The 25051-nt window shown below is 70.0% G+C and carries 31 protein-coding genes; 21 read left to right on the top strand and 10 right to left on the bottom strand.

What is annotated here, in order from left to right; genetic code table 11:
• Positions 1–12 precede the first annotated feature (12 nt).
• On the top strand, positions 13–909 hold the full coding sequence (locus G3T37_RS06425) for a hypothetical protein (RefSeq protein ID WP_163472685.1): 897 nt from the start codon (positions 13–15) through the stop codon (positions 907–909).
• 18 nt (positions 910–927) lie between these two features.
• Here the strand turns inward: G3T37_RS06425 and G3T37_RS06430 are convergent, their stop codons facing one another.
• The 3 genes from G3T37_RS06430 to upp all read right to left on the bottom strand — a co-directional run bounded on the left by G3T37_RS06430 (position 928) and on the right by upp (position 3567).
• The gene (locus tag G3T37_RS06430; protein WP_163472686.1) at positions 928–1389 is read right to left on the bottom strand and encodes a MarR family transcriptional regulator; all 462 of its coding nucleotides are present in this window, start codon (positions 1387–1389) and stop codon (positions 928–930) included.
• Positions 1390–1794: 405 nt separating this feature from the next.
• Positions 1795–2547: a winged helix-turn-helix domain-containing protein gene (locus G3T37_RS06435; protein ID WP_163472687.1), complete on the bottom strand. Its 753-nt coding sequence runs from the start codon at positions 2545–2547 to the stop codon at positions 1795–1797.
• A gap of 387 nt (positions 2548–2934) precedes the next feature.
• A complete protein-coding gene (gene upp, locus G3T37_RS06440) occupies positions 2935–3567 on the bottom strand; it encodes a uracil phosphoribosyltransferase (RefSeq protein ID WP_163472688.1) in 633 nt (210 codons plus the stop codon).
• A gap of 26 nt (positions 3568–3593) precedes the next feature.
• On the opposite strand from upp, the gene tadA reads away from it, so the two are divergent.
• The gene (gene tadA, locus G3T37_RS06445; RefSeq protein ID WP_163472689.1) at positions 3594–4046 is read left to right on the top strand and encodes a tRNA adenosine(34) deaminase TadA; all 453 of its coding nucleotides are present in this window, start codon (positions 3594–3596) and stop codon (positions 4044–4046) included.
• A gap of 4 nt (positions 4047–4050) precedes the next feature.
• On the opposite strand, the gene G3T37_RS06450 is transcribed toward tadA, so the two are convergent.
• Positions 4051–5010 (bottom strand): cation diffusion facilitator family transporter, encoded by a 960-nt coding sequence (locus G3T37_RS06450; protein ID WP_163472690.1) that lies wholly within the window; start codon positions 5008–5010, stop codon positions 4051–4053.
• A gap of 23 nt (positions 5011–5033) precedes the next feature.
• Here G3T37_RS06450 and proC point away from each other — a divergent pair, with 23 nt between their 5' ends.
• From proC to G3T37_RS06470, 4 genes are all read left to right on the top strand, one after another.
• Complete coding sequence (gene proC / locus G3T37_RS06455) at positions 5034–5858, top strand: pyrroline-5-carboxylate reductase (protein ID WP_241732268.1); 825 nt, start codon at positions 5034–5036, stop codon at positions 5856–5858.
• A 57-nt stretch (positions 5859–5915) separates the two neighbouring features.
• On the top strand, positions 5916–6371 hold the full coding sequence (locus tag G3T37_RS06460) for an ArsR/SmtB family transcription factor (RefSeq protein ID WP_163472692.1): 456 nt from the start codon (positions 5916–5918) through the stop codon (positions 6369–6371).
• Between the two features lie 112 nt (positions 6372–6483).
• Positions 6484–6675, top strand: coding sequence for a helix-turn-helix domain-containing protein (locus G3T37_RS06465; protein ID WP_163472693.1), 192 nt, complete (start codon positions 6484–6486; stop codon positions 6673–6675).
• A 71-nt stretch (positions 6676–6746) separates the two neighbouring features.
• A complete protein-coding gene (locus G3T37_RS06470) occupies positions 6747–6845 on the top strand; it encodes a 30S ribosomal protein bS22 (RefSeq protein ID WP_003792170.1) in 99 nt (32 codons plus the stop codon).
• Between the two features lie 55 nt (positions 6846–6900).
• Here G3T37_RS06470 and G3T37_RS06475 read toward each other — a convergent pair whose 3' ends face one another.
• Positions 6901–7704: an HAD family hydrolase gene (locus G3T37_RS06475; protein WP_163472694.1), complete on the bottom strand. Its 804-nt coding sequence runs from the start codon at positions 7702–7704 to the stop codon at positions 6901–6903.
• Between the two features lie 123 nt (positions 7705–7827).
• On the opposite strand from G3T37_RS06475, the gene G3T37_RS06480 reads away from it, so the two are divergent.
• Both G3T37_RS06480 and G3T37_RS06485 read left to right on the top strand, forming a co-directional pair.
• Entirely contained in the window at positions 7828–8076 is a 249-nt protein-coding gene (locus G3T37_RS06480; protein ID WP_163472695.1) for a glutaredoxin family protein, read from the top strand.
• Positions 8073–8372, top strand: coding sequence for a Dabb family protein (locus G3T37_RS06485; protein WP_163472696.1), 300 nt, complete (start codon positions 8073–8075; stop codon positions 8370–8372). Before G3T37_RS06480 ends, G3T37_RS06485 begins: the two co-directional genes overlap by 4 nt.
• Before the next feature lie 24 nt (positions 8373–8396).
• On the opposite strand, the gene G3T37_RS06490 is transcribed toward G3T37_RS06485, so the two are convergent.
• Both G3T37_RS06490 and aspS read right to left on the bottom strand, forming a co-directional pair.
• A complete protein-coding gene (locus G3T37_RS06490; protein WP_163472697.1) occupies positions 8397–8657 on the bottom strand; it encodes a hypothetical protein in 261 nt (86 codons plus the stop codon).
• A 97-nt stretch (positions 8658–8754) separates the two neighbouring features.
• The gene (gene aspS / locus G3T37_RS06495; RefSeq protein WP_163472698.1) at positions 8755–10065 is read right to left on the bottom strand and encodes an aspartate--tRNA(Asn) ligase; all 1311 of its coding nucleotides are present in this window, start codon (positions 10063–10065) and stop codon (positions 8755–8757) included.
• A 68-nt stretch (positions 10066–10133) separates the two neighbouring features.
• On the opposite strand from aspS, the gene G3T37_RS06500 reads away from it, so the two are divergent.
• The 5 genes from G3T37_RS06500 to ccsB are packed head-to-tail and all read left to right on the top strand — an operon-like array spanning position 10134 to position 14679.
• Positions 10134–10772, top strand: coding sequence for a histidine phosphatase family protein (locus tag G3T37_RS06500; RefSeq protein WP_163472699.1), 639 nt, complete (start codon positions 10134–10136; stop codon positions 10770–10772).
• A complete protein-coding gene (locus G3T37_RS06505; RefSeq protein ID WP_163472700.1) occupies positions 10769–11353 on the top strand; it encodes a redoxin family protein in 585 nt (194 codons plus the stop codon). The genes G3T37_RS06500 and G3T37_RS06505 overlap by 4 nt, the downstream gene beginning before the upstream one ends.
• Positions 11354–11355: 2 nt before the next feature.
• Complete coding sequence (locus G3T37_RS06510) at positions 11356–12099, top strand: cytochrome c biogenesis protein CcdA (RefSeq protein WP_163472701.1); 744 nt, start codon at positions 11356–11358, stop codon at positions 12097–12099.
• Positions 12077–13705, top strand: a complete 1629-nt coding sequence (gene resB / locus G3T37_RS06515; protein ID WP_163472702.1) for a cytochrome c biogenesis ResB family protein — start codon at positions 12077–12079, stop codon at positions 13703–13705. Before G3T37_RS06510 ends, resB begins: the two co-directional genes overlap by 23 nt.
• Positions 13702–14679, top strand: coding sequence for a c-type cytochrome biogenesis protein CcsB (gene ccsB / locus G3T37_RS06520; protein WP_338401206.1), 978 nt, complete (start codon positions 13702–13704; stop codon positions 14677–14679). The genes resB and ccsB overlap by 4 nt, the downstream gene beginning before the upstream one ends.
• A 58-nt stretch (positions 14680–14737) precedes the next feature.
• On the opposite strand, the gene G3T37_RS06525 is transcribed toward ccsB, so the two are convergent.
• On the bottom strand, positions 14738–15727 hold the full coding sequence (locus tag G3T37_RS06525) for an o-succinylbenzoate synthase (protein WP_163472703.1): 990 nt from the start codon (positions 15725–15727) through the stop codon (positions 14738–14740).
• A gap of 78 nt (positions 15728–15805) precedes the next feature.
• Here G3T37_RS06525 and G3T37_RS06530 point away from each other — a divergent pair, with 78 nt between their 5' ends.
• The 3 genes from G3T37_RS06530 to G3T37_RS06540 are packed head-to-tail and all read left to right on the top strand — an operon-like array spanning position 15806 to position 18178.
• The gene (locus tag G3T37_RS06530; protein ID WP_163472704.1) at positions 15806–16093 is read left to right on the top strand and encodes a hypothetical protein; all 288 of its coding nucleotides are present in this window, start codon (positions 15806–15808) and stop codon (positions 16091–16093) included.
• Positions 16090–17223 (top strand): AMP-binding protein, encoded by a 1134-nt coding sequence (locus G3T37_RS06535; protein WP_163472705.1) that lies wholly within the window; start codon positions 16090–16092, stop codon positions 17221–17223. The genes G3T37_RS06530 and G3T37_RS06535 overlap by 4 nt, the downstream gene beginning before the upstream one ends.
• A gap of 10 nt (positions 17224–17233) precedes the next feature.
• Complete coding sequence (locus G3T37_RS06540) at positions 17234–18178, top strand: 1,4-dihydroxy-2-naphthoate polyprenyltransferase (protein WP_338401207.1); 945 nt, start codon at positions 17234–17236, stop codon at positions 18176–18178.
• Here G3T37_RS06540 and G3T37_RS06545 read toward each other — a convergent pair.
• Complete coding sequence (locus tag G3T37_RS06545) at positions 18175–18417, bottom strand: DUF4229 domain-containing protein (RefSeq protein WP_163472707.1); 243 nt, start codon at positions 18415–18417, stop codon at positions 18175–18177. The two genes, G3T37_RS06540 and G3T37_RS06545, sit on opposite strands and share 4 nt — an antisense overlap.
• Before the next feature lie 53 nt (positions 18418–18470).
• On the opposite strand from G3T37_RS06545, the gene G3T37_RS06550 reads away from it, so the two are divergent.
• Positions 18471–18827 (top strand): PLD nuclease N-terminal domain-containing protein, encoded by a 357-nt coding sequence (locus G3T37_RS06550; protein ID WP_163472708.1) that lies wholly within the window; start codon positions 18471–18473, stop codon positions 18825–18827.
• Between the two features lie 28 nt (positions 18828–18855).
• Positions 18856–20487: a 2-succinyl-5-enolpyruvyl-6-hydroxy-3-cyclohexene-1-carboxylic-acid synthase gene (gene menD, locus G3T37_RS06555; RefSeq protein ID WP_163472709.1), complete on the top strand. Its 1632-nt coding sequence runs from the start codon at positions 18856–18858 to the stop codon at positions 20485–20487.
• A gap of 8 nt (positions 20488–20495) precedes the next feature.
• Here menD and G3T37_RS06560 read toward each other — a convergent pair whose 3' ends face one another.
• Complete coding sequence (locus G3T37_RS06560; protein ID WP_338401208.1) at positions 20496–21728, bottom strand: isochorismate synthase; 1233 nt, start codon at positions 21726–21728, stop codon at positions 20496–20498.
• A 53-nt stretch (positions 21729–21781) separates the two neighbouring features.
• Here G3T37_RS06560 and ubiE point away from each other — a divergent pair, with 53 nt between their 5' ends.
• The 3 genes from ubiE to G3T37_RS06575 are packed head-to-tail and all read left to right on the top strand — an operon-like array spanning position 21782 to position 25042.
• A complete protein-coding gene (ubiE, locus tag G3T37_RS06565) occupies positions 21782–22561 on the top strand; it encodes a bifunctional demethylmenaquinone methyltransferase/2-methoxy-6-polyprenyl-1,4-benzoquinol methylase UbiE (protein WP_163472710.1) in 780 nt (259 codons plus the stop codon).
• A 34-nt stretch (positions 22562–22595) separates the two neighbouring features.
• A complete protein-coding gene (locus G3T37_RS06570; RefSeq protein ID WP_163472711.1) occupies positions 22596–23672 on the top strand; it encodes a polyprenyl synthetase family protein in 1077 nt (358 codons plus the stop codon).
• Between the two features lie 17 nt (positions 23673–23689).
• Positions 23690–25042 carry an FAD-dependent oxidoreductase gene (locus G3T37_RS06575; protein WP_163472712.1) on the top strand — a complete coding sequence of 451 codons (1353 nt, stop codon included), beginning with the start codon at positions 23690–23692 and terminating at the stop codon, positions 25040–25042.
• Positions 25043–25051: the final 9 nt, after the last annotated feature.

The raw sequence follows: 25051 nt of genomic DNA on the forward strand, positions 1-25051 counted from the left end.
GGAGGTGACGCAATGGACCCGACGTCTGCGTCAATCCGTCGAGCGCCCGATGCGGTTCGTCGTGATCAGAAGGACCAGATCATCCTTCGCGTCGCCGCGCTCACCGACGAACTGCGCATGCGCTCCCTCGCCGCGGGTGGCTCGGTCCTCACCTCCCACGGGATCATCACTCCGAGGATCTCGCCCACCGTCTCGTTCGTCGTCGATCCCGGCTCGGTCGGGCACCTCGCGGCCGTACTGCGGGAGCGCGGCTGGCACACCGTCTCGTCGGGGCGTCGCCGTCTGCTCCCGTCGATGCGCCTCGCGCTCGGGCATCCCGACTTCGCGCCCACCCTCAGCCTCTTCTCGGTGCTGCCCGGCTTCTTCGCCGACCCCGAGGACGTCTTCGACCTGATGTGGGATGACCGCTCCGCCGTTCGCGTGCGGGGAACGACGGTGCGCGCGCTCAGCCGCCTCTTCTCGGCGATTCTGGCCGTGCACGACAGTCTGGATGGTCGGCTGCAGCGCGGCGCGACCCACTTCGACTTCTTCGCCGAGCAGTTCTCCCGCGTGCTCAGCGCCGAGGAGCGCGCGCGGCTGGGTGCGGTCGTGAAGCGGGCGGGCGCGTGCATGGAGATGCGCCCGCTCCTGATTTCCCTCGGCGTCGAGCCGTGCCCCTTCGTGCTTCCTTCCGACGAGTACGTGCGCTGGCGGTTGCAGACCGCGACGCCCACCGATCAGGCCCGTCGGCTCGTCGCCCTCGTCGACCTGCCGCGCGGCACCCGCCGACAGCTCTACCGGCTGAGCTCGAGCCCGCCGCTCACCCCCGCCGACGTGGTGCGCAACGCGCGCGAGCTTCCCCGAACGATTCGGACGGTGCGCGCCGCCCACCGGCGCTGGCACGACGACGAGGTTCTGGGCACGATCTAGGAGAGCCGCTGCTGCCTCTCAGGCACGGCCGGTGGACGCGGGGTCCACGCCCGCGCGCAGCTTCTCGGTGAGAATCGTGAGCTGCTCGAGCTCCTCTTCGCTGAGCGCGCCGCCCACGTAGCGGGTGATCGAGGCGGCGTGGGCCACCGCCACCCGGCGGAACAGCGCGTACCCCTCCTCGGTGAGCACGACGAAGGTGCCGCGCCCGTCGCCCGGATCGCTCTCCTTGCGCACGACCCCGCGCGCGGCGAGACGGTCGACCATGCGGCTGACGCTCGGCTGGGTGAGGAGCAGGTGGCGGTTGAGGTCGCGGATGCGCAGCCGGTGGTCCTTCTGCCGCGACAGGTTGAACAGCACGTCGTACTCGGTGAACGACAGCTCGCCCCCCGGGAACTCACGGTTCAGCTGCCGCAGCACGGTGACCTGGGCGCGGAACAGCGACTCCCATGCAGTGATGGCGTTCGTCGACCTCTTCGGCACACGCCAACTCTATTCATCTGCACCGACTGAGCAACAATCAGCTGGCGCGGGAAGCGGGGCAGTGCCCGTGGCGCGAGGGCCGGGCGGGAGGCCGAGACGAGCGCGGCACGGCAAAGGGGCCGGGACGAGAGGGCCGTGCTGAGAGGGCCGGGCGGGAATGATTGAGGGCCGGCTTCAGAGGCTAGAAGCCGGCCCTCTCCCTTGCACCAAGAGTGTCCTGCAATCACATTCCGCGGTTCCTGCCACAGCAAACAAGTTCCGCTGAAATGAATATATAACGGCGAGGTAACGAGCGCTAGTTATCCAAACGTTATTTTTCTGCGAGTTTGATAAGAAGGCTGAGGGCGCGCTGGGACGGGTGGCCGGGGGCCAGTGAACAGGCGGAATTCCGGCGCCGCCGATGGCTCAGAAGAAGTCGGGAGACGGCGTCGACGCGTGCCGGATCGAGACGTCGGCGTGACGGTCGAAGCGGTAGCCGACCCCGCGCACGGTGCGAACGATGTCTTCGTAGGTGCCGAGCTTCGAGCGCAGCCGGCGCACGTGCACGTCGATGGTGCGCTCGTTGGGGATCTCGTCCTCACCGTCGGCCCACAGCGAGCTGATGAGCTCCGCGCGATCGATCGTGCGCCCCTCGCGCAGCACGAGGTACTGCAGCAGTTCGAATTCTTTGTAGGTGAGCGGGGCGGCTTCGCCGTCGAGCAGGAGGCGCTTGCGCGAGATGTCGATCACGATGCCCTCGCGCACCTTGGCCGCGGGAGCGTCCTCGGACTGACGGTGCTTCGCAAGGGCCGCCGGGTCCTGCAGGGCGAGGCGCACGACGTCGACGTCGCGGCCACCGGCGCCCCGCGGTGCGAGCGCCACGGCGGCGTAGGTCTCCGCGGCGGGGGAGAGCTGGGCCACGAGCGACTTGAGCTGCTCCACGATCGCGCCGAGGTCGGTGCCGCTCTGGGCGGCCTTCGCCTCGTCGAGTCCGACGTACAGCACGAAGCCGCGCGCCTCCGTTCCGGCGGGCACGGCGCGCAGGCGGGGAGCGCCGTCTGCCGGTGCGGCGGAGGAGCCGGTCGAGCCGGCCGCGGTCGGGGTGGCGGGGGTGACGGAGGGGGTCGGCGCGGATGCGGTGCGCGGGCGGGCGGGAAGGTCGAGGGTGGCGAGAGACATGGTGTCGATTCCTTGGGTGCTGTGAAGGGCCTCGCGATGGAGGGGTGATCCTTCGGTGGTGTTGTCGCGATTCGGTGAACGGGTGACCGAAGTTTCGTCGGGGCCCGGGAGTCCGCGGTTCAGCTGGTCGGACATGGTTCGTCTCGGATTACCAGGTGAGGTGTCGGACTCGGCGAAGGGGTGGCCGGTTCAGGCACACATTCGACAACACATGACAGCGCTGACCGGCATCATCATGCCGGCAGTCCCGTGGGCCTCAAGGGAGGTCAGGGCGTGCGCGTTCATAGTCATGTCTGCAACTATCTTGCATCGCCGCGGAAAAAGTCAAGTCGCACGCAGCCGATTCGCTCGAAATCGGCGTCGACGCTCCGCAATCGGCGTCGCGGCTCAGACGGTGCCGTAGAGCCGATCGCCCGCGTCGCCCAGGCCGGGAACGATGTACCCCAGCTCGTTGAGCTTCTCGTCCAGGGCGCCGACGACGATCGTCACCTCGCGCCCCGCCGTCGCGGCCTCGACGGCGGCGAGACCCTCGGGGGCCGCGATGAGGCAGACGCAGGTGACGTCGACCGCGCCGCGCGCGAACAGGTAGTCGATCGCGGCGATGAGCGAGCCGCCGGTGGCGAGCATGGGGTCGAGCACGAAGCATTGACGGTTGGAGAGGTCATCCGGCAGCCGTTCGGCATAGATGTCGGGCTGCAGGGTCTCCTCATTGCGCACCATGCCGAGGAACCCGACCTCCGCGGTCGGGACGAGCTTCACCATGCCCTCGAGCATCCCCAGACCGGCCCGGAGGATCGGCACGACGAGCGGCCGCGGCGAGCTGATCGCGAGGCCCTTCGCCTGGGCGACCGGGGTCGTGACGACGACCTCTTCCACCCGCACGCCGCGCGTGGCCTCGTACGCGAGAAGGGTGACGAGCTCCTCGGCGAGGGCGCGGAACGTCGGCGACGGGGTCGTCGCATCCCGCAGCACCGTCAGCTTGTGGGTGATCAGGGGATGGTCGGCTACATGCACTCGCATAGGCTCAATCTAGCGAACGGAGGCTCATGAATCGGTACGAGGAATCGATGGACCTCGCGCTCGCCGAGGCCCGCGCCGCGCTCGGAACGGGCGACGTTCCGGTGGGCGCCGTGATCGTCGACGCGGGCGGAGCGCTCGTCGCGACGGGTCGCAACGAGCGGGAGCTGCGGCAGGATCCCACCGCACACGCAGAGATCGTCGCGATCCGGGCGGCCGCGGCGGCGCGGGCGGACTGGCACCTCACCGACGTGACGCTCGTGGTCACGCTCGAGCCGTGCGCGATGTGTGCGGGGGCGATCCTGTCGGCGCGCATCCCCCGGGTCGTGTTCGGCGCGTGGGACGACAAGGCGGGCGCGGCGGGCAGCGTGCACGATCTGCTGCGCGACCGTCGGCTCAACCATCGCGTCGAGGTGCTTCCCGGAGTGCGCGCCGAGGAGTCGGCGGCACTCCTGCTCGACTTCTTCGAGCAGCGCCGCTGAGCGATCAGTCGGCCGCGCGGATGATGATCGCCTCGGTGGGCGTCTTGCCCTTGCCGGGCAGGTAGACGTCGGGCTCCAGATAGATCACGCGAGCGATCGGCACGGCGGCGCGGATCGCGGCCTCCACGGCGTCGATCGCGGCGGCCACGTCGGCCAGCTTCTTCTTCGCCGAGAATGCGATCTTGGCGGCGACGAGCAGCTCATCGGGGCCGAGGTAAAGGGTCTTCATGTGGATGAGCGCCTCCACCTCGGCGTGCGCGTTGATCGCCGCCCGGATCGCCTCGGTGTCCGCGGGGCTCGCGCCCTCGCCCACGAGCAGGCTCTTGGTCTCGACGCCGAGCACGATCGCGACGAGCACGAGCAGCACGCCGATGCAGAGGGTCGCGATTCCGTCCCACACTCCGTCGCCCGTGATGATCGTGAGGCCCACCCCGAGGAACGCGAGCACGAGGCCGACGAGCGCCGCGAAATCCTCGAGCAGCACGACGGGCAGCTCCGGCGCCTTGGCGTGGCGGATGAACTCCGCCCACGACTGCCGCCCGCGGGTGTGGTTCGACTCGCCGATCGCCGTGCGGAACGAGATGCCCTCGAGCACGATCGCGCCGACCAGCACGACGATCGGCCAGACCGGGTTCTCCAGCGCGTGCGGGTGACCGATCTTCTGAATGCCCTCGTACACGGAGAAGACCCCGCCGATCGAGAACAGGATGATCGACACGACGAAGGCGTACACGAACCGCTCGCGCCCGTAGCCGAAGGGGTGCGCCGCATCCGCCTCTTTCTTGGCCTTGCGCCCGCCCAGAAGGAGGAGCGCCTGGTTGCCGGTGTCGGCGAGGGAGTGCACGCTTTCCGCGAGCATGGAGCTCGAGCCCGAGGCGAGGAAGGCGACGAACTTGATGATCGCGATGCCGAGATTCGCACCGCCCGCGAACAGGATCGCCTTGGTTCCGCCTTCTGTGCTCATGCGTCAATCCTAGGATGGGGCTCATGACGACCCTCCCCTCGATTGCGATCCTCGGCACCGGCTCGATGGGCGGCGCCATCCTCGCGGGCCTCGTCGCTCCCGGCGTCACCGTCGAGGGCGGCATCCGGGTGACCAATCGCACGGTGCCGAAGGCGCGAGCGCTCGCCTCCGATGCCGTGCGCTCCTTCGCCCTCGACGAGACACCCGATGCCAACCTCCGGGCGGTGCAGGATGCCCGGCTCGTCCTCATCGGCGTGAAGCCGGCGATGGTGCCCGACCTCCTCCGCGAGATCGCGCCGCAGCTGGCCCCCGACGCGATCGTGGTCAGCGTCGCCGCCGGGGTCACGATCGCGACGATGGAGGCCCTCGTGCCCTCGATCGTGCTGCGCGCCATGCCGAACACCCCCGCCGTCGTCGGCCGCGCCGTCACCGGGATCGCGGCGGGCAGCCGCGGGGGCGCCGCCGAGCTCGAGCTCGTGCGCGCGCTGTTCGAGACCGTCGGCGAGGTGCTCGTCGTTCCCGAGTCGAAGATCGATGCGCTGAGCACGATCAGCGGCTCCGGTCCCGCCTACGTCTTCTACCTGATCGAGGAGCTCACCCGCACCGCGATGGGCCTCGGCTTCACCCCCGAGGAGGCCGCCGTGATGGTGAACGGAACCTTCCGCGGTGCCGCCGAGCTCCTCGCGGCGAGCGATGTCGGTCCGGCCGAGCTCCGCCGCCGGGTCACGAGCCCCAAGGGAACGACCGAGCGCGCGATCGCGGTCCTGGAGGGAGCCGACCTCGCGGGGCTCTTCGACCGCGCGACCGCGGCGGCGCTGGAGCGAGCGAGGGAGCTCGCGGCGCAGTAGTGCGGGCGCCGGGCATCCGGCATCGACGGCCCCGCGCATCCGGTCTAGCCTGAACGCATGGCCGACATTTTCGACGTGGTCGCGGATCCCACGCGACGCGAGCTGCTCTCGCTCCTGCTCACCGTTCGGGCCACGACGGCGGGGGGCGAGGTGAGCGTCGGCGGCATCGTGACCGAGTTGGGGCTCAGCCAGCCGACCGTCTCCAAGCACCTGCGCGTGCTGCGCGACCACGGCCTCGTCACCGTGCGCGAAGAGGGCCAGCACCGCTACTACCGCCTCGACACCGCCCCGCTCGACGAGCTCGAGGGCTGGTTGCTGCCCTTCATCGAAGCGGGATTCTCGGGCGCCGGCGAGCAGGACGCCGGCTCCGCCGTCTACCGCGCCTGGGCGGGTGCCGAGACGGGCGAGCGGCTCGGGCGCGCGGTCGCCGAGACCTCCTACCGGGCCCGCACCGCGGTCGAGGATGCCCGGGAACGCGCCCTCGCCGGCATCCGGCGCCTCAGCCGTCGCTGACGCCGCCCCGGCTCCGGTAGACGCCGAGTCACACCAGCCCCTATATTTACGAATTAGCACTCCAGTCACACATCGGGGGAGTGATCCTCTGGTGGTGAAAGGGCAATGCGCAATGGCTGACCTGTCGGACGTGCGCTTCCTCACCGTTGCCGAGGTCGCCGAGATGATGCGCGTGTCGAACATGACGGTCTACCGTCTCGTGCACTCCGGCGAACTGCCCGCGGTGCGCTTCGGGCGCTCGTTCCGGATCCCCGAATCGGCCGTGGCGGCAGCGATCGAAACGCCGATCGCCGACGTGGGGTAAAGTAAGCCTTTGTGTTTTCCGCGGTTCTGATCGGACCGGTGGGTCCTTATCAGCATTCAGCGAGGTGATTTATGGGTTCCGTCATCAAGAAGCGCCGCAAGCGCATGGCGAAGAAGAAGCACCGCAAGCTTCTTCGCAAGACGCGTCACCAGCGTCGCAACAAGAAGTAGCCCGCTCCTTCGCCACGGCGAAGCGGCGAGGGGCAAGCGCTAGGTCCTGTCGGACCTAGCGCTTTTCTTGTGTGGGGCGCGGGCGCTGAGCCGTGCCGGGCTGCTGTGCACGGGAGGCGCGGGCCTCGCGGCGCACGCGGCGGCGGGCATCCTTGATGCTCGCTCGCTTGAGCTGCATGATCGGCCAGCCCTGCAGTCGGGCGTGACGACTGAGGTGGGAGTCGGGGTTCACCACGACGCGGTGGCCGACGAGGGTGAGCAGCGGAATATCGTTGCGCGAGTCGGAGTAGGCCCAGCAGTCGGCGAGATCGGCGTGCAGGCGGGTCGTGAGCGCCGCCGCCGTGACGGCCTTGTGCTCACCGTGCACCACCTGACCGTCGAAGCGACCGGTGAAGATGCCGTCCGTCGCCTCGAACTGGGTGCCCAGCGCGCCCGTCAGCCCGAGTCGCTCGGCGATCACGCCCGCCATGATCTGCGGTGTCGCGGTGATGAGCCAGACCTGGTGACCCTTCGCGAGGTGCTCCCGGGTGAGCCCGACGGTCTCCGGCCAGAGGCGCGTGCGGATGTCCCGCTCGAAGACCTCGCCGGCGAGGGTCGCGAGCTCCTGTTCGCTGTAGCCGACGATCAACTCGAGGGCGCGATCCTTCACGCTGCCGAGGTGGCGGTCGTTCTCGCCCACGAAGAGGAACATCGCCTGGTGCCAGCAGAAGCGCAGGATGTCGCGCAGCGTCAGGATGCGCTGCCGCCGTGCCGCCTTCGCGATGTGCCACACGCTCGCCCCGCGCAGCAGGGTGTTGTCGACATCGAAGAACGCCACGATGGGGGCGTCGCTCGGTGCGGCTGCGGCGAGGTCGGGCATCCCCCAAGTCTAAAGAGCGGGGGCGCGGTTGACTCCCCGCGGGGCGCGATGTCTCTCCGGGACGCGAGACTCCGCGGGGCGCGGATGGCACTCCGCCGGGCGCGAGCGGAATAGGCTGGCGACGTGGCATCGGTAACGCTCCTCAGCCGTCCGGGCTGTCATCTCTGCGATGCCGCCCGCGACGTCGTGGTCCGCGAGATCGTTGATTTTCCCGCCGCGACGCTCGTCGAGATCTCGATCGACTCCGATCCCGAGCTCGCCGACCGCTACGCGGAGGAGATCCCCGTGGTTCTCATCGACGACCGCGTGCACAACATCTGGCGTATCGACCCCGCACGGCTGCGGGCCGCACTCGAGGAGGCAACCCGATGATCAGGCATATCGTGATGTGGAAGCTGGCGGCGCAGGATCCCGAGGGCAAGGCGGCCGCGTTCGACGCGATCGTCGGGGCGCTCGGGCCACTGCCGTCGGTGATCCCCGAACTCCTGCACCTGAGCCTCGGCAGCGACCTGGGCGAACTCGAGCCCAATTGGGATGTCGTGCTCATCGCCGACTACAAGTCCACGGCCGACCTCGCCGCCTATCAGGTGCATCCCGCGCACGTGGAGGCCGCGGCGATCGTCAGGCAGCACACCGTGGAGCGGGCCACCGTCGACTTCGAACTCTGATCGACGAGGGTCGGCAGCGTCGGATCACTCGCCGACGAGCTCGTCCCAGTCGCCGCTCGGCGCGAGGTTCACCGGGGCGTCGAGGCTCAGGTCGTCGTCGCTGAAGGAGTCGATGAACGGGTCGCTCTCGAGACCAGGTCGATCGGCGAGGTAGCTCTCCTCCCAGTCGTCGATCGACGCGATGTCGATGACCGCGCCGTCGTCGGAGGGTGTCGAGAGCTTGGCGGCCGCCGCGATGGTCGACTCGTCGTCGAAGTCGAAATCGTAGGTATCGGGTGGGGCCATTCTCGTCACCTCCACGCGAACTGAGAACCCTGCTGTGTCCCCGAGGGTACGCCCTCTGCCGCCCCGTGTCATCCGCGGACGGCGCGGCGCCCGCCCGTCAGGGCAGGAGTCGCGTGGGGCCGCGGAACAGGTAGGTGGTCTCGCGGATGTTGCTGAGGTGCAGCAGCAGCATCAGCACGCGGGAGAGGCCCATGCCGAAGCCACCGTGCGAGGGGGCGCCGTAGCGGAAGAAGTCGAGGTAGAAGTCGAGCTCCTCGGGGTCGAGACCCTTGCTCTTCGCGTTCTCGATGAGCACGTCGACGCGGTGCTCGCGCTGGGCGCCGGTCGAGATCTCCACGCCGTTGAAAATGAGGTCGTAGCTGTTGGTCAGCCCCGCGTCGTCGGCGTGACGCATGTGGTAGAACGGCCGGATCGACGAGGCGTAGTCGGTGAGGAACACGAACTCGTGATCGAACGCCTCCTTCACGTAGGCGGCGATCTGGCGCTCGCCCTCCGGGTCCATGTCGTCGTCGTGGCGGGGAACCTCGTACCCGCGCTCGGCCACGATGCGCTTCGCCTCGGCGAGCGGGATGCGCGGGAACGGCGTGCTCGGCACCGTCACCTCGACCCCGAACGCGGCCTCGATCTCGGCGCCGTGCTTGTCTTTCACCGCCCGGAATCCGGCGACGAGCAGCTCCTCGTGCATGCGCATCACGTCTTCGTGGCTGTCGATCCAGCTGATCTCGGCGTCGACGCTCGTGAACTCGGTCGCGTGACGGCTCGTGAAGCTCGGGTCGGCGCGGAACGCCGGGCCCACCTCGAAGATCTTGCCGAAGCCGGCGGGCTGGGCCATCTGCTTGAAGAACTGCGGGCTCTGCGCGAGGTAGGCCTTGCCGTCGAAGTACTCCACCTCGAAGAGCTCGGCCTTCGACTCGCTCGCGCTCGCCATGAGCTTCGGCGTGTGCAGCTCGATGAAGTCGTTCTCGACCCAGTAGCTGCGCCAGGCGTGCTCGAGGGTCGTCTGGATGCGGAAGATGAGGTTCGCCTCGGGCCGACGCAGATCGAGGAATCGCCAGTCCATCCGCTTGTCGACGCCGGAGTCCGCCGCGATCGGGGTCTCGGGATCGGCCGCGCCGACCACGTCGAGCGTCTCGATCTTCACCTCGATGCCGCCGAGCTTGACCCGCTCGTCGTGCTTGAGCTCGCCGGTCACGGTGACGAAGGAGCCCTGGGCGAGGGCGGAGATCGCGGTGGCGACCTCGTCGGCCTCCTCCGATCGCGGGTGGACGAGCTGCACCGCACCCGACTCGTCGCGCAGCACGACGAACTGCACCTTCTTCTGGTCGCGGACGGTATCGACCCACCCGGAGACCGCGACGGCCCCGTCGTCGAGGGCGGCCAGGTGCTTGATGAGGGTGCGTTTCGTCACGGTCCCCGAGTTTACCGTCGGGCCGACCGCTCAGCTTGGCCATAACCGGCCGCTTTAGACTGGTCGCCGTGTCCGCCTCCCTCATCCATCTCGTGCGCCACGGCGAGGTCTTCAACCCCGACCACGTGCTGTACGGGCGCATCCCCGGCTTCGGGTTGAGCGAGCTGGGGGCGCGGATGGCGGCGTCCGCCGCGGCGGCGAAGGTCGGTCATCCGATCACCCGGCTCTATGCCAGCCCGCTCCAACGGGCGCAGGAGTCCGCTGCTCCGTGGTCGACCACCTTCGGGCTCGAGATCCACACCGACGAGCGCATCATCGAACCCTGGAACAGCTTCGAGGGCAAGACCTTCGAGTTCGGCCCCTCGGTCGTGCTGCATCCGAGTGCGTGGATGCTCGTGCGCAACCCGTTCCGGCCCAGCTGGGGTGAACCGTACCGCGAGATCGTCACCCGCATGATGGCGGCGATCGAGGACGCCTGGGCGGCGACCGAGTCGGGCGAGGTCGCGCTCGTGAGCCACCAACTGCCGATCTGGATGGTGCATCGCCACCTCGCCGGCGAGCCGCTGTGGCACGATCCCCGCCGCCGCCGCTGCAGTCTCTCGAGCATCACCACGCTCCGTCGTGAGGGCGACCGCTTCGTCGAGGTCGACTACGAGAACCCGGCCGCCGCTCTGCAGTCCGCCGCGACCGACCTGGGGGCGGTGTGAGACCTCGTCCCCTCCTCGCGGTGATCGCCGCGGTCGTCGCCGTCGCCGCGCTCGCGGGCTGCACCGAGAGCACGACCCTGCCGAGCGGCGCGAACGCCGGCTACATCCAGGGCGACGGCGTCTACAAGGAGTTCGCCCCGGCCGACCGCAAGCCCGCCGTCAGCTTCCACAGCACGACCGACGCGGGCAAGGCCGTCTCGAGCACCCAGTTCCTCGGCACGGTGCACGTGCTCAACTTCTGGTACGCGGGCTGCCCGCCGTGCCGGCTGGAGGCGCCCGACCTCGAGAAGGTGTACCAGAAGTACAAGGGCACCGTTCCCTTCCTCGGGATCAACACCTACGATCAGGCCGCGACGGCGATCACCTTCGAGAAGAAGTTCGGCATCACCTACCCCTCGGTCATGGACGTCAACGACACCGCGGTGCAGTACGCCTTCGCGGGCTCGATCCCCGCGAACGCCGTGCCCACCACCCTCGTGATCGATCGGCAGGGGCGCGTCGCGGCACGGGTGACCGGACTCCTGGAGGACAAGTCCATCCTCGAAGCGATGATCGACACCGTCATCGCCGAGGGGAAGTAGGCGTGGGGTCGATCCAGGCGATCGTCGAGAACGGCAACCTCCTCCTCGCGCTCGGTCTCGCCGTGCTCGCCGGGCTGCTCTCCTTCGCCTCGCCCTGCGTGCTGCCGCTCGTTCCGGGCTACCTCGGCTACATCGGCGGGTTCACGACGGAGGCCGAGCGTCCGCGTCGTCGCCGGATGGTCGCGGGCGTCGGGCTGTTCGTGCTCGGGTTCTCGCTCGTGTTCGTGCTGACGGGCATCCTCTTCGGCACCGCGAGCCTCTTTCTCAAGTCGCACCTCGACCTCATCACGCGCATCGCCGGCGGGGTCGTGATCGTGCTCGGCCTCGTCTTCATGGGGCAGTTCCGCTTCCTGCAGCGCACCGTGAGGCCGCGCTGGACCGCGGCGACCGGGCTCGCGGGAGCACCGCTGCTCGGCATCGTCTTCGGTCTCGGTTGGGCGCCCTGCATCGGCCCCACCTATGCGGCGGTGCTCTCCATCGGCATCGACGGGGGCAGTCCCCTGCGGGGCGGCGTGCTCGGTCTCGCCTACTGCGTCGGCCTGGGCGTGCCCTTCCTCCTCGTCGCGCTCGGCCTCAGCTGGGTGACCGGGTCGATCGGCTGGCTGCGCCGCCACATCCGCATCGTCAACCTCGTCGGGGGTGCGCTGCTCGTCGTGATCGGAATCCTCATGGTCTCGGGTGTCTGGCACCTGCTCATGTCCCAGTGGCTCGCGGAGGTGAACAGTGGATTCACACCGGCCCTCTGATCACTACGACAACGACGCGCCCGAGAAGCCGATCGCTCAGCCGCGGCTGGGCGTCGTCGGGTATCTGCGCTTCTTCTGGCGCCAGCTCACGAGCATGCGCACCGCGCTCTTCCTCCTGCTGCTGCTCGCCTTCGCGGCGGTACCGGGCTCGCTCGTGCCGCAGATCACCTCCGATCCCAACGGCGTCATCCAGTACAGGGCCGCGAATCCGGGCCTGTCCAAGGTGCTCGACGCCCTCGGCGTCTTCAACACCTACACCTCGGTGTGGTTCTCGGCGATCTACCTCCTGCTCTTCATCTCGCTCGTCGGCTGCGTGATCCCGCGCACCAAGCACCACCTGGATGCCCTCCGCGCGCAGCCCCCCAAGACCCCCGCCCGGCTATCCCGCCTCGAGGGCTTCCGCGCGACGGCCGCAGCCCCGCTCGACGCGGAGGGGGTCGCCGGAGCGATCACCGCCGCACGCCAGCTGCTGCGCCGATCGGGCTATCGCGTGCGCGTGCTGTCGGGGGCGGACGGCGACTCGGTGAGCGCCGAGCGCGGCTATCTGCGCGAGACGGGCAACCTCGTCTTTCACGCCGCCCTGGTGGGCATCCTCATCTCGGTGGGGTTCGGCGGCGGTTTCATCTACACCGGCCAGAAGGTCGTCGTGGTCGGCCAGTCGTTCACGAACACCCTCTCCGACTACGACTCGATCAGTCCCGGGCGCTGGTTCAACCCCGACGCGCTCGCGCGCTACTCGCTGACGCTGACCCGATTCAAGGCCACCTACGAGAGCCAAAACGTGCACGCGATTGGCAGCCCCACCGACTACACCGCGTACGTCACCACCTCTGAGAACGGCGGCGCGCCGAAGAAGCAGACGATCAAGGTGAACTCCCCGCTCACCCTCGGCGACACCCAGGTCTACCTCCTCGGCAATGGCTACGCCCCGGTCGTGACCGTGAAAGACCCGAAGGGCACCGTCGTGTTCTCGCAGCCGGTGCCGTTCCTGCCGCAGGACGCGAACCTCACGAGCGTCGGCTTCGTGAAGATCCCGGATGGCCTGGCCAAGCAGATCGGAATGATCGGGCTGTTCTACCCGACCGAGTGCGACCCCTCCCTGTGCGGAGCGAACCTCGCCTCGGTGCACCCCGACCTCCTGAACCCGGTGCTCGCGCTGCAGGTCTACCAGGGCAACCTCGGACTCGACAACGGCAAGGCGGTCAACGCCTTCGCCCTCAACACCGACCACCTCACCAAGATCGCGGGCTTCGAGTCGGCCAACAAGGTGCCGGGAATCGACCTCAGGCTCGGCCAGACCAAGCAGTTGCCGAACGGTCTCGGCTCGGTCACCTTCAGCGCGATCCCGCGCTACGCCTCGCTCGACATCCACCACGATCCGACGCAACTGTGGGCGCTGGGCTTCGCGGTGCTCGTCTTCGCCGGGCTCATCACCGGGCTCTTCGTTCCGCGACGCCGGGTCTGGGTCAAGGCGGTGCGTCGCGGCGACGACGTGGTCATCGAGTACGCCGGTCTGGCGCGCGGCGAGGACCCGGGGCTGGACGCCGCGATCGCCGAGATCGCGCGGAAGCACTCCCAGCAACTCGGGCTTACGATGAACTCGTGACAGCTCAACTCGTGACCTACAGCCTGGGCGCCATCTACTCCGCGATGGTGGTCTACGCGTTCGCGTTCATCGCGTTCACGCTCGACCTGGCCCGGCGCGCGTCGACCCGTCGAGTGGAGGTCTCGGTCGCCGCGCCCGTGACCGTGGCGGCGACGACCGCGACGGCGGGCAGCACCGCCGTGCTGGACCGGCCGGATTCCGCCGCTCCCGTCACCCCCGGGCCCGAGGTACCGGCGCGCTCGCGGGCCGCCCGCCTGGGCATGTCGTTCACGATCATCGCGTGGGTGCTCCACGTGGGCGGAACGGTGCTGCGCGGCGTCGCCGCCGGTCGCGTTCCGTGGGCGAACATGTTCGAATTCTCGCTCACGGCGACCGCGATCATCGTCGGCGTCTTCCTCGTCGTTCAGCTCTGGCAGGACCTGCGCTTCCTCGGGGCCTACGTCGCCGGCTTCGTGCTCATCTTCCTCGGCATCGCGACCACGAACTTCTATGTGGATGTCGTGCCACTGCCCCCGGCCCTGCAGTCGGGGTGGCTGGTCATCCACGTGTTCGTCGCGAGCCTCGGCACCGGGTTCTACGGCCTCGGTGCGGCGCTCTCGGTCGTGCAGCTCGTGCAGCAGCGGCGCATGGCGAAGGGCCTGCGGTTCATCGCCTCGGTTCCCGACCCCGACCGGCTGGAGACGATGGCGTACCGGCTGATCGTCGTCGGCTTCGTCTTCTGGACCTTCACGCTCATGGCCGGCGCGATCTGGGCCGAGCACGCCTGGGGCCGCTACTGGGGCTGGGACACGAAGGAGGTCTGGACCTTCATCATCTGGACCATCTACGCCGGGTACATCCACGCCCGCGCCACGCGCGGCTGGCGGGGCTCCCGCAGCGCGACGCTCGCGCTCATCGGATTCGGTGCGGTGCTCTTCAACTTCACGATCGTGAACCTGTTCTTCAAGGGCCTGCACAGCTACAGCGGGCTGTAGGCCCCCGCGCGGCTCAGTCGTTCGCGACTCAGTCGTTTGCGGATCGGTCGCGCGCGGCTCAGTCGTTCGCGACGATGGCGTGCACGCGGGCGAGCCGGTCGAGCCACCACTGCGTGCGATCGGTCGACGCCGCGTGCTCGTCGAGCAGACGCTCGCTCACCTCGACGCGGCGCACCCCGATCGCTCCGTCGCGGGGCAGCAGGGGCTCCTCGGTCACGTCCGCGGCGAGCAGTGCCGCGGTTCCGAGGCCGCAGTCGTACTCGAGCTCGGGGACGCACGCCGCGAGGTACGCGCCCATCGAGAGTCCCACCGAGGTGTCGAGCGCGCTCGACACCGTGACGGGCAGGCCGGCCTCCGCGATGATGCGGAGCGCGCGTGTGATTCCGCCGAGGGGCTGCGCCTTGACGATAAGGAGGTCGGCGGCGCCGGCGCGAGCGACGGCGAGCGGGTCATCCGCTTTGCGCACGCTCTCGTCCGCCGCGATCGGGATCCCCATGTACTTCACGCGCGTGCGCAGGTGGGCGAGCTCGTCGACGGTCGCGCAGGGCTGTTCCGCGTACTCCAGGTCGAAGGGCGCGAGCGCGTGGATGGCGTGCTCCGCCTCGTCGACGTTCCATCCGCCGTTCGCGTCGATGCGGATGCGGCCGTCGGGACCGAGCAGCTCGCGGGTGCGGGAGACGCGGGCGAGGTCATCCGCGAGGGTCTGACCGGGCTCGGCCACCTTGATCTTGACCGTGCGGCAGCCGGGGAACCGCGCGAGCACGGCCTCCACCCGCTCGGGCTCGACCGCGGGCAGGGTGGCGTTCACGCGGATGCTCGTCGGCGCCCCCGCGGGCACGGCGGGGTCCGCCCAGCCGAAGTCGAGGGCCGCCCGCAGCCAGGCCGCCGCCTCGCCGTCGTCGTACTCCACGAACGGTGAGAACTCGGTCCAGCCGGCGGGGCCGCGCAGCAGCAGCGCCTCGCGGGTGTCGATGCCCCGGAACCTGGTGGACAGGGGGAGGGAGACCACACGCGCCGTCGCGAGCAGTTCCGCGAGGGAAACCGTCATGTGTTCAGTTTGCCGGACGGCGCGCACGATGACACGCTGGACGGGCGGGCGGATCCAGCCCCACGGAACGGAGCAGCCATGATCGTCGCCTCGCGCGCGGCCCTCGGCATCGCCGCGTTCCTGCTCGCGGTGGCGACCGTGGTCGTCGTCGGCGTCGGTATCTCCCTCGCCCTCGACGGGCAGTACCTCGTCTCCTCCCTGCTCGCCTACGCCGCGAGCATCATGTCGGTCGCGAGCGTCATCGCGGGGCTTGCGGCGCTCGCCCTCTCCCGCGGGCGCGGCTGGGGCGTCGCCGCGGTCGTACTGGGCGTGCTGGCGAACCCGCTCGTGCTCACCCGCGTGCTGGGCTGGGCGAGCGGATCATGACGCGTCCCCTCCGCGTGGTTCCGGCCGCTCCCGCGACGGTTCTGGATGCCCTCCGCGAGGCCCTCGACGGCAGCGGTCCCGCCCTCCTCGTCGAGTCCCCCCGTCCGGCCGGTGCACCCTCGCCCGCGCCCCTGCCGACGGCGGTCCCTCGCCGCGTCGCCCTCGTGGTCGAGACCAGCGGCTCCACCGCCACGCCGAAGCGGGTCGCCCTCTCCGCGAACGCGCTGCTCGCCTCCGCGGCAGCATCCGCCCAGGCGAGCGGCGGCGAGGGGCAGTGGCTGCTCGCCCTGCCCGTGCACTACATCGCGGGCCTCAATGTGCTCGTGCGCTCGATCGCGGCCAGGACCGACCCCGTGGTGATGGCGCCCGGCCACTTCGACGTGGAGGCGTTCGCGACGGCCGCCGAGCGGCTCGACGCCGATCATCGCTTCACCTCGCTCGTGCCCGCGCAGCTGGGCGCACTGCTGGAGTCGGATCGCGGGGTGGCCGCCGCGCGGCGCTTCACGCGGATCCTGGTCGGCGGGCAGTCGACGCCGTTGCCGCTCCGCGAGCGGGCCGCCGAACTCGGGGTGGCCATCACGCGCACCTACGGCTCCAGTGAGACTGCGGGCGGCTGCGTCTACGACGGCGTGCCGATCGGGGCGACGACGGCGCGCGTCGTGGAGGGCGAGCTGCAGCTCTCGGGTGCCGTGCTCGCCGAGGGGTACCTCGGCGACGAGGAGCGCACGGCCGAGCGCTTCGTGCGGCAGGCGGGCGTGGTGTGGTACCGCACCGGGGACACCGGCAGTGTCACGGCCACCCCCGAGGGGCAGCTCGTGGCCGTGAGCGGACGGCTCGACGACGTGATCATCTCGGGCGGGCTGAAGGTGTCGCTCGCCGATGTGGAGCGGGTCATCCGCGCCCTGCCGGGGCAGACGGACGCGGTTGTCGTGCGGGCCGCGGACGCCCGCTGGGGCGAGGTGCCGGTCGTCGTGACGACGGTGCCCGTGGCGCTCGCCGAACTGCGCGAGAGGATCGCGGCCGTGCTCGGCTCGGCGGCGTCACCCGCGCGCGTGATCGTGGTGGATGCGCTGCCGATGCTCCCCTCCGGCAAGCCCGACCGGCGAACCGCCGAAAGGCTCGCTCAGTAGGATTCTCCTCGTGGCCACTCCGAAACAGCAGCGCATCGACCCGCGACGAGTCGTTCCCCCGGCAGCCAAGGTGAAGAAGGCGACGGCCCGCGACTGGATCGGCGGTGCGCGCCTCCGCACGCTGCCGCTCTCCATCGCCCCGGTCGTCGTCGGCAGCGGCGCCGCCCACGTGGGGGCGACGGCGGGGGAGTGGCACTGGGTGCGCGCCCTGCTCGCGCTCGCGGTCGCGGTCTGCCTGCAGATCGGCGTCAACTACGCCAACGACTACTCCGACGGCATCCGCGGCACCGACCGCTTCCGCGTCGGACCCCCGCGGCTGACAGGGGCGGGGCGCGCGCGGCCGAGCACGGTCCTCGCGGTCGCCGTCGCGTTCTTCGGCCTCGCCGCCATCGCGGGCGTGCTGCTCGTGATCGCCACCCAGCTGTGGTGGCTCCTCGCGGTGGGCGCCGCCTCGATCGTGGCCGCCTACTTCTACACCGGGGGCAAGCGCCCCTACGGCTACGCGGGTCTCGGCGAGCTCTTCGTGTTCGTGTTCTTCGGACTCGTCGCCACCGCGGGAACCACCTACACCCAACTGGGCACGGTCAACTTCGAGTCGTGGGTCGCTGGGGTCTGCATGGGGCTCATCGCCTGCGCGGTGCTCATGGCCAACAACATCCGTGACATCGCTCAGGATGCGGTGGCCGGCAAGAAGACGCTGGCCGTGCGCCTCGGCGACCGCGCCGCCCGCATCAGCTACGTCGTGCTGCTCCTGCTGCCCTTCGTGCTGCTCGCGATCTTCGTCTACTTCTACCCGAACGCCTATCTCACGTACTTCGTGCTGCTCATCGCCCTGCCGGCCTCGCTCATCACGCTGACCGCGAAGACTCCCCAGGAGCTCATCCTCGCCCTGCAGCTCACGAGTGCGACGGCCCTCGCCTTCGCCGTGCTGCTCGGATTCGCGCTGGCCTTCTAGGCGTCGAGCTCGTCTTCCTCGGCGTCGTCCCGGCTCTTCGGGGCGCGGCGGGCGCGGGCGGCGAGGTCGAGGGCGACCCGGTCGCGCAGGCCGCGGAAGAAGATGTAGGAGATGGCGAGGCCGATGACGGCGGCCGCGATCGCCGCCGCGAAGACGTTCACCTGCAGGGCCACGAGGATCACGAAGGCGGCCGCGAAAATTCCGAGCCGAATGAGGGTGTAGCTGATCCAGGGGCGCACCCGACAAGTCTAGGCACTCACTCCTGACGCGAACTCGACCTAGAATTGCGCTCATGATCCGCTTCCTGCCCACGATCCTCGTGCTGGCGGTCGACATCTATGCGCTCGTCGATGTCCTCACCATCCACGAGTGGAGAATCAAGTCGTTGAACAAGTTCGGCTGGGTCGTGATCATCCTCGTGCTGCCGCTCATCGGCGCCATCCTGTGGTTCACGATCGGTCGGGAGCGCACCGAGCAGGCCGAGCGCGAGGCGGGCACACACCGCATCGGGCCGCCGCGCGTGCTGGCGCCGGACGACGACCCCGTCTTCCTGCAGAACACCTCCCGACTCCAGGAGCAGGAGGAGCGCATCCGCCGGCTCGAGGCCGAGCTGAAGGCGCTGGGCGACGAAAAGAAGTCCGACGAGTAGTTCGCCCGCAACGCGGTTCGCGGTCGCGTTGCTCGACGAGTTCTCCCGCCTGGGGCTGCGCGACGTCGTACTCAGCCCGGGATCCCGGTCGCAGGCGCTCGCGCTCGCCGCGGCGGAGTACGAGCGGGCGGGCATCCTGCGAGTGCGGGTGCGGATCGACGAGCGGGTCGCGGGCTTCCTGGGGCTCGGGCTCGCGGTCGAGACCCGCGTCCCCGTCGTCGTCATGATGACCTCCGGCACCGCGGTCGCCAATCTGCACCCCGCCGTGCTCGAGGCGTACCACTCAGGGGTGCCGCTCATCGTGCTCAGCTCCGACCGGCCCGAATCGCTTCGGGGCATCCGCTCCAACCAGACGACGCAGCAGCCCGGCATCTTCGGCGCCGCCACGCCGCTCGGGTGGGACGTGCCCGCGCCGACGGGTGCCGAGGGCGAGGAGGCCGCGGCCCAGGCCGTCGCGCGGGAGGCCTGGACCGCCGCGCTCGCGGGTCTCGGCGGTCGTCCCGGGCCGGTGCACGTCAACGTCGCGTTCAGCGAACCGCTCTCCTCCGCCACCCGGCTGCCCGAGCGGGCCGGCGAGAATGACCGCCCGCGGAGCGCCGAACCCGACGAGCCACCCACCCCCGCCGCCCTCAGTCTCGCTCCGGCCCCGCGCACGGTCGTGGTCGCGGGAACCGGGGCCGGCGCCGTCGCCGAGGAGACGGCTCGCGCGCTCGGCGCGCCCCTGCTCGCCGAGGTGACGAGCGGCGCGCACTTCGGCCCCCAGCTCGTCGTGGCCTATCGCGAGCTGCTCGACGACCCGGAGTTCGGCGGCGCGGTCGAGCGGGTCGTGGTGTTCGGGCATCCGACCCTCAGCAGGCAGGTGCCGGCGCTCATTCAGCGCTCGGGCGTCGAGACCATCGTGGTGCGCTCGCCCGGTGCCGACGACTACAACCCGGGGCACCGCGTCACCGCCTTCGCCGAGGCGGTCACGGTGGTCGGCGATCCCGACTCCTCGGCCGAGGCGCGCGCGTGGCTCGGCCGCTGGGTGTTCGCCTCGCGGGCGCTGCTCGAACCGCCGCCCGCGCCGACCGCGGCCCAGCTCGGCAACGCCGAGTTCGCCCGCCGCGAGCTGGCCGCGATCCGCCAACCCGTCGACCGGCGGATGCTCGTCGAGGCCGTCTGGCGATCCACCTGGCCGCACGACCGTCTCGTGCTCGGCGCCTCCCGGCTGATCCGCGTCGCCGACGCCGCGCTGCCCGGCAAACGCATCCCGGTGCACGCCAACCGCGGTCTCGCCGGCATCGACGGCACGATCGCGACCGCGCTCGGCATCGCGCTGGCGACGCCGTCGGGCGGGACCACGCGCGTGCTCCTCGGCGACCTCGCGGCGCTGCACGATGCGGGCGCACTGCTGTTCGGGGCGGGGGAGGTGCGGCCGCGCATCCAGGTCATCGTCGGCAACGACGGCGGGGGCACGATCTTCGACACGCTGGAGGTGGCCGGCTCAGCCCCGCAGGACGCGCTCGACCGGGTGCTGCTCACCCCGCAGACGGTCGACTTCGAGTCACTCGCGGGGGCCTACGGCTGGCAGTATCTTCGCGCGAGTACGCGGGGCGAACTGGATCAGGCGCTTACCGCCTCCGCCGAGCCGACGCTCATCGAGGTTCCGTTGGAGCGCTGACGCGGGGCTCAGCCGAAGGCTTCGACGATCGGCCGGAACTTCATGCGCGTCTCGGCGAGTTCCTTCTCGGGGTCGGAGTCGGCGACGATGCCCGCGCCCGCCCAGGCGGTGATATCGCCGCTGTCGTCGACCTGCGCGCTGCGCAGCGCGACCGCCCATTCGCCGTCGCCGTCGGCGCCTACCCATCCCACCGGACCCGCGTAGCGGCCGCGGTCGAAGGGCTCGAGCTCGGCGATGAGCGCTAGTGCGGAGGAGGTCGGGGTGCCCGCGACCGCCGCCGTCGGGTGCAGCGCCGCGATGAGGTCGAGCGACGACGATCCGTCGGTGAGGGTGCCCTCGATGTCGCTCGCGAGGTGCCACAGGTTGGGCAGCTTGAGGGTGAAGGGCAGCTCGCTCGCGATGAGGGTGCGGGCGTGCGGTCGGAGCGAGGTCATGAGGCTCTCGAGGGCGAAGTGGTGCTCGTCGAGGTCTTTCGTGGAGGTCGCGAGGCGCGCGGCCGCGTCCTGGTCGCTGAGGGCGTCGACACCGCGCGCCGCGCTGCCGGCGAGCACGCGCGCTGTCACGGTGCCGTGATCGGCGCGCACGAGCGTCTCCGGGCTGGACCCGATGAGCCCGTCGACGGCGAAGGTCCAGCAGTCCGGGTAGCCCAGCGCGAGCTCCGCCACGATGAGGCGCAGGTCGGCGCCGTCCGGCAGATGACCGACGAGGTCGCGCGCGAGCACGACCTTGCTGAGCTCGTGAGCGCGCAGGTGCTGCAGCGCCGATTCCACCGCCGAGGTGTAGCCGGCCGCGTCGAGCGAGCCGGGCCGCAGTCCCAGCCGGAACTCCGCGCCCGCCGGGGTGGCCGCGGGCAGGGCCGAGTCGCAGTCGACGCGCGTGATCCAGCTCACGCCGTCGCGACGCCCGATCACGACGGAGGGCACGATGAGCACGCTCGTCGCGGTCGAGTCGTCGGCGAATGCGAAGGCCCCGAGCGCGACGAGGCCGGTGCCGGGGATGCCCAGCTCATCGGTCACCCGCGCGGCGGCGGCGACGCGCCGCCAGGTATCGGCGGCCTCGCGCATGCGATCCGGGCCGCGGAACTCGAGGCGCAGTGCCTCGCCGAGACCCGCGATTCCCTGACCCCGGCGGATGAACACGAGGGGGTGACGCGGATCGACCAGGGGGATCAGCGGCCGGATGTCATCGACGGCCTGGGTGGTGACCGTCAACACGGGCACACCACCCGCGGAGTTGCTCACGCCTCCACAGTAGTACGCCGGGAACGCCAAGCCTTTCTCAGTAGACTTGGCGGGTGAGTAAGGCCGATCTGGGGAAGCAACCCGACGAAGTCGCCGGAATGTTCGACGGCGTCGCGAAACACTACGACCGCACGAACGCGGTGCTCTCCGCCGGCAACGCCTACCTCTGGCGCATCCAGACCGTCCGCGCGGTCGCGCCGCAGCCGGGCGAGCGCATCCTCGACCTCGCCGCCGGCACGGGCACGAGTTCCGTCGCCCTCGCGCACTCCGGCGCTCACGTCATCGCCGTGGACTTCTCCGAGGGCATGATCGCGGAGGGCCGCAAGCGCCACCCCGAGATCGAGTTCGTGCAGGCCGACATCGAGAAGCTGCCGTTCGGCGACGAGGAGTTCGACGCCGTCACCATCAGCTTCGGACTCCGCAACGTCAACGACCCGAAGGCGGGCCTCGCCGAGATGTACCGGGTGCTGAAGCCCGGCGGTCGTCTCGTGATCTGCGAGTTCTCCAAACCGCCGCGGGCACTGCTCCGAATCGGTTATCAGGCGTACCTCAAGTACGTCATGCCGCTGGTGGCGGGCGCGACGAGCTCCAACCCCGACGCGTACACCTACCTCGCGGAGTCCATCAGGGAGTGGCCCGACCAGGGGCAGCTCAGCCAGTGGATCAGGGGGGCGGGGTTCATCCGTGTCGCCTACCGCAACCTGACCTCCGGTGTCGTGGCCCTGCACCGCGGGCGCAAGCCGGTCGACGCGGCCGTGCTCGCCTCGGTGGCGAAGCGCAAGCGCGTCGCGGCCCGCACGAAAGTCACGCCGTCAGCAGACGACAACTCGTAGAAGCGTCCGCTTCCTTAGCAGAATCGACCAGCCAGTGAGCCCCGCCGCCCCTCCCGCGCGCCGAAGCAACACCCTGAGTTCGTCGCTCGGGCTCGGCGAGAAGCTCTTCGCCTCGAGCGAGGAGCGGCGCTTCGCGAAAGCCATCGAAGACGGGCTCGAGCAGGTCGAGGCGGGCCTGCACCGCGAGATGGCCTTCTCCGACGACCTGGCCGATGTGACCAGCCGGTACCTGCTCGAAGCCGGCGGCAAGCGGGTGCGACCCGTTCTGACGCTGCTGACCGCGCAGCTGGGCGGCGGCAACAACGCGGAGGTCATCGCCGCCGCGGAGGCCATCGAGATCATCCACCTCGCCTCGCTGTACCACGACGACGTCATGGACGAGGCGCAGATGCGCCGCGGCGTCGCGAGCGCACAGACCGTGTGGGGCAACTCGGTGGCGATCCTCACCGGGGACCTGCTGTTCGCCCGAGCGAGCAAGCTCGTCGCCTCCCTCGGCGTCGAGGCGATCACGCTGCAGGCCGACACCTTCGAGCGGCTCTGCCTCGGGCAGCTGCACGAGACCATCGGCCCCCGCCCCGACGAGGATCCGATCGACCACTACCTCCAGGTGCTCGCCGACAAGACGGGTTCGCTCATCGCCTCGGCCGCCAAGATGGGCGTCATGCTCTCCGGCGCGCCCGCCGAGTATCGCGAACCAGTGGTCGCCTTCGGCGAGAAGATCGGTGTCGCATTCCAGCTCATCGACGACATCATCGACCTCTCCCCGAAGCCCGAACAGACCGGCAAGGTCGCGGGAACCGACCTGCGGGCCGGCGTCGCCACCCTCCCGCTGCTCTACCTCCGCCGCCTCGCGACCACCGATGCGGCGGCGGCCGCGCTGCTCGCGCGCATCGACCGAGACGTCACCAATCCCAACCCCACCGCCGAAGATGACGCTGATCTTACGTCCGCTATCACCGAGCTTCGCGAACACGACGTCACTCGCTCTACACTCGACGAGGCCCATCGGTGGTCGCGCGCGGCGGTCGCCGATCTCGCGCCGCTGCCGGACGGGCCCGTGAAGAAGGCCCTCACCCGTTTCGCCGAGTCGATCGTCGACCGTTCGAACTGATTCCGAAGGAACCCCCAATGACGAAGCTCAGGCTCGCCATCGTGGGTGCCGGCCCCGCCGGCATCTATGCCGCTGACATCCTCCTCAAGGCGGAGAAGGAGTTCGACGTCTCGATCGACCTGTTCGAGCAACTGCCGGCGCCGTACGGACTCGTTCGCTACGGGGTCGCGCCCGATCATCCGCGCATCAAGGGCATCATCACCGCCCTGCGCGAGGTGCTCGACACCGGCCGGATCCGCCTCTTCGGCAACGTGCTGTACGGGCGGGACATCACGCTCGCCGACCTCAAGAAGCACTACAACGCCGTGATCTTCTCGACGGGCGCGATCCGGGATGCCGACCTCGACATTCCCGGAATCGACCTCGACGGCAGCTACGGTGCCGCCGACTTCGTGAGCTGGTACGACGGCCACCCGGATGTGCCGCGCGAGTGGCCTCTCGACGCGAAGGAGGTCGCAGTCATCGGCAACGGCAACGTGGCACTCGACGTGGCCCGCATGCTCGCGAAGCACGCCGACGACCTGCTGCCGACCGAGATCCCGGCCAACGTCTACGAGGGGCTGAAGGCCTCGCCCGTGACGGATGTGCACGTCTTCGGCCGCCGGGGCCCCATGCAGGTGAAGTTCACTCCCCTCGAGCTGCGCGAGCTCGGCGAGCTGCGCGACGTCGACATGATCGTGCACGAGGAGGACTTCGACTACGACGAGGCCTCCCGCAATGCCATCGCCACCAACAAGCAGGTGCTCGTCATCGACCGCGTGTTCACCCAGTGGCGCGCACGGGAGACGGGCGCGGCCTCCCGCAGACTGCACCTGCACTTCTTCGCGCGCCCGGCCGAGGTGCTCGGCGAGGATGGTGCGGTGAGCGGTTTCCGCTGGGAGCGCACCGAGCCGGACGGCGAGGGCGGCGTGCGCGGCACGGGCGAGTACCGCGAGATCCCGATCCAGGCGCTCTATCGCGCGGTGGGCTACTTCGGGTCGCCCCTCGACGGCATCCCCTTCGACGAGAAGCGCGGAGTCATCCCCAACCGCGAGGGCCAGGTGCTCGGCGACGACGACCAGCCGCTCCCGGCCGTCTACGCCACCGGCTGGATCAAGCGCGGACCGGTCGGGCTCATCGGCCACACCAAGAGCGACGCGATGGAGACCATCCGCCACGTCATCCACGATCAGTCCAGCTGGTGGACCCCGGCCGAGCCCGACGAGGAGTCGGTCGTCACCCTACTGAGCGAGCGCGGCATCGAGTTCACCAACCTCAGCGGCTGGCACAAGCTCGACGAGCACGAGCAGGCTCTGGGCGCACCGCACGGCCGCGCGCGCATCAAGGTCGTGGCGCGGGACGAGATGGTGCGGGCGAGCAATCGCCCGTAGCGACGCTGC

The organism is Galbitalea soli (assembly GCF_010686725.1).
Lineage (GTDB): Bacteria > Actinomycetota > Actinomycetes > Actinomycetales > Microbacteriaceae > Galbitalea > Galbitalea soli.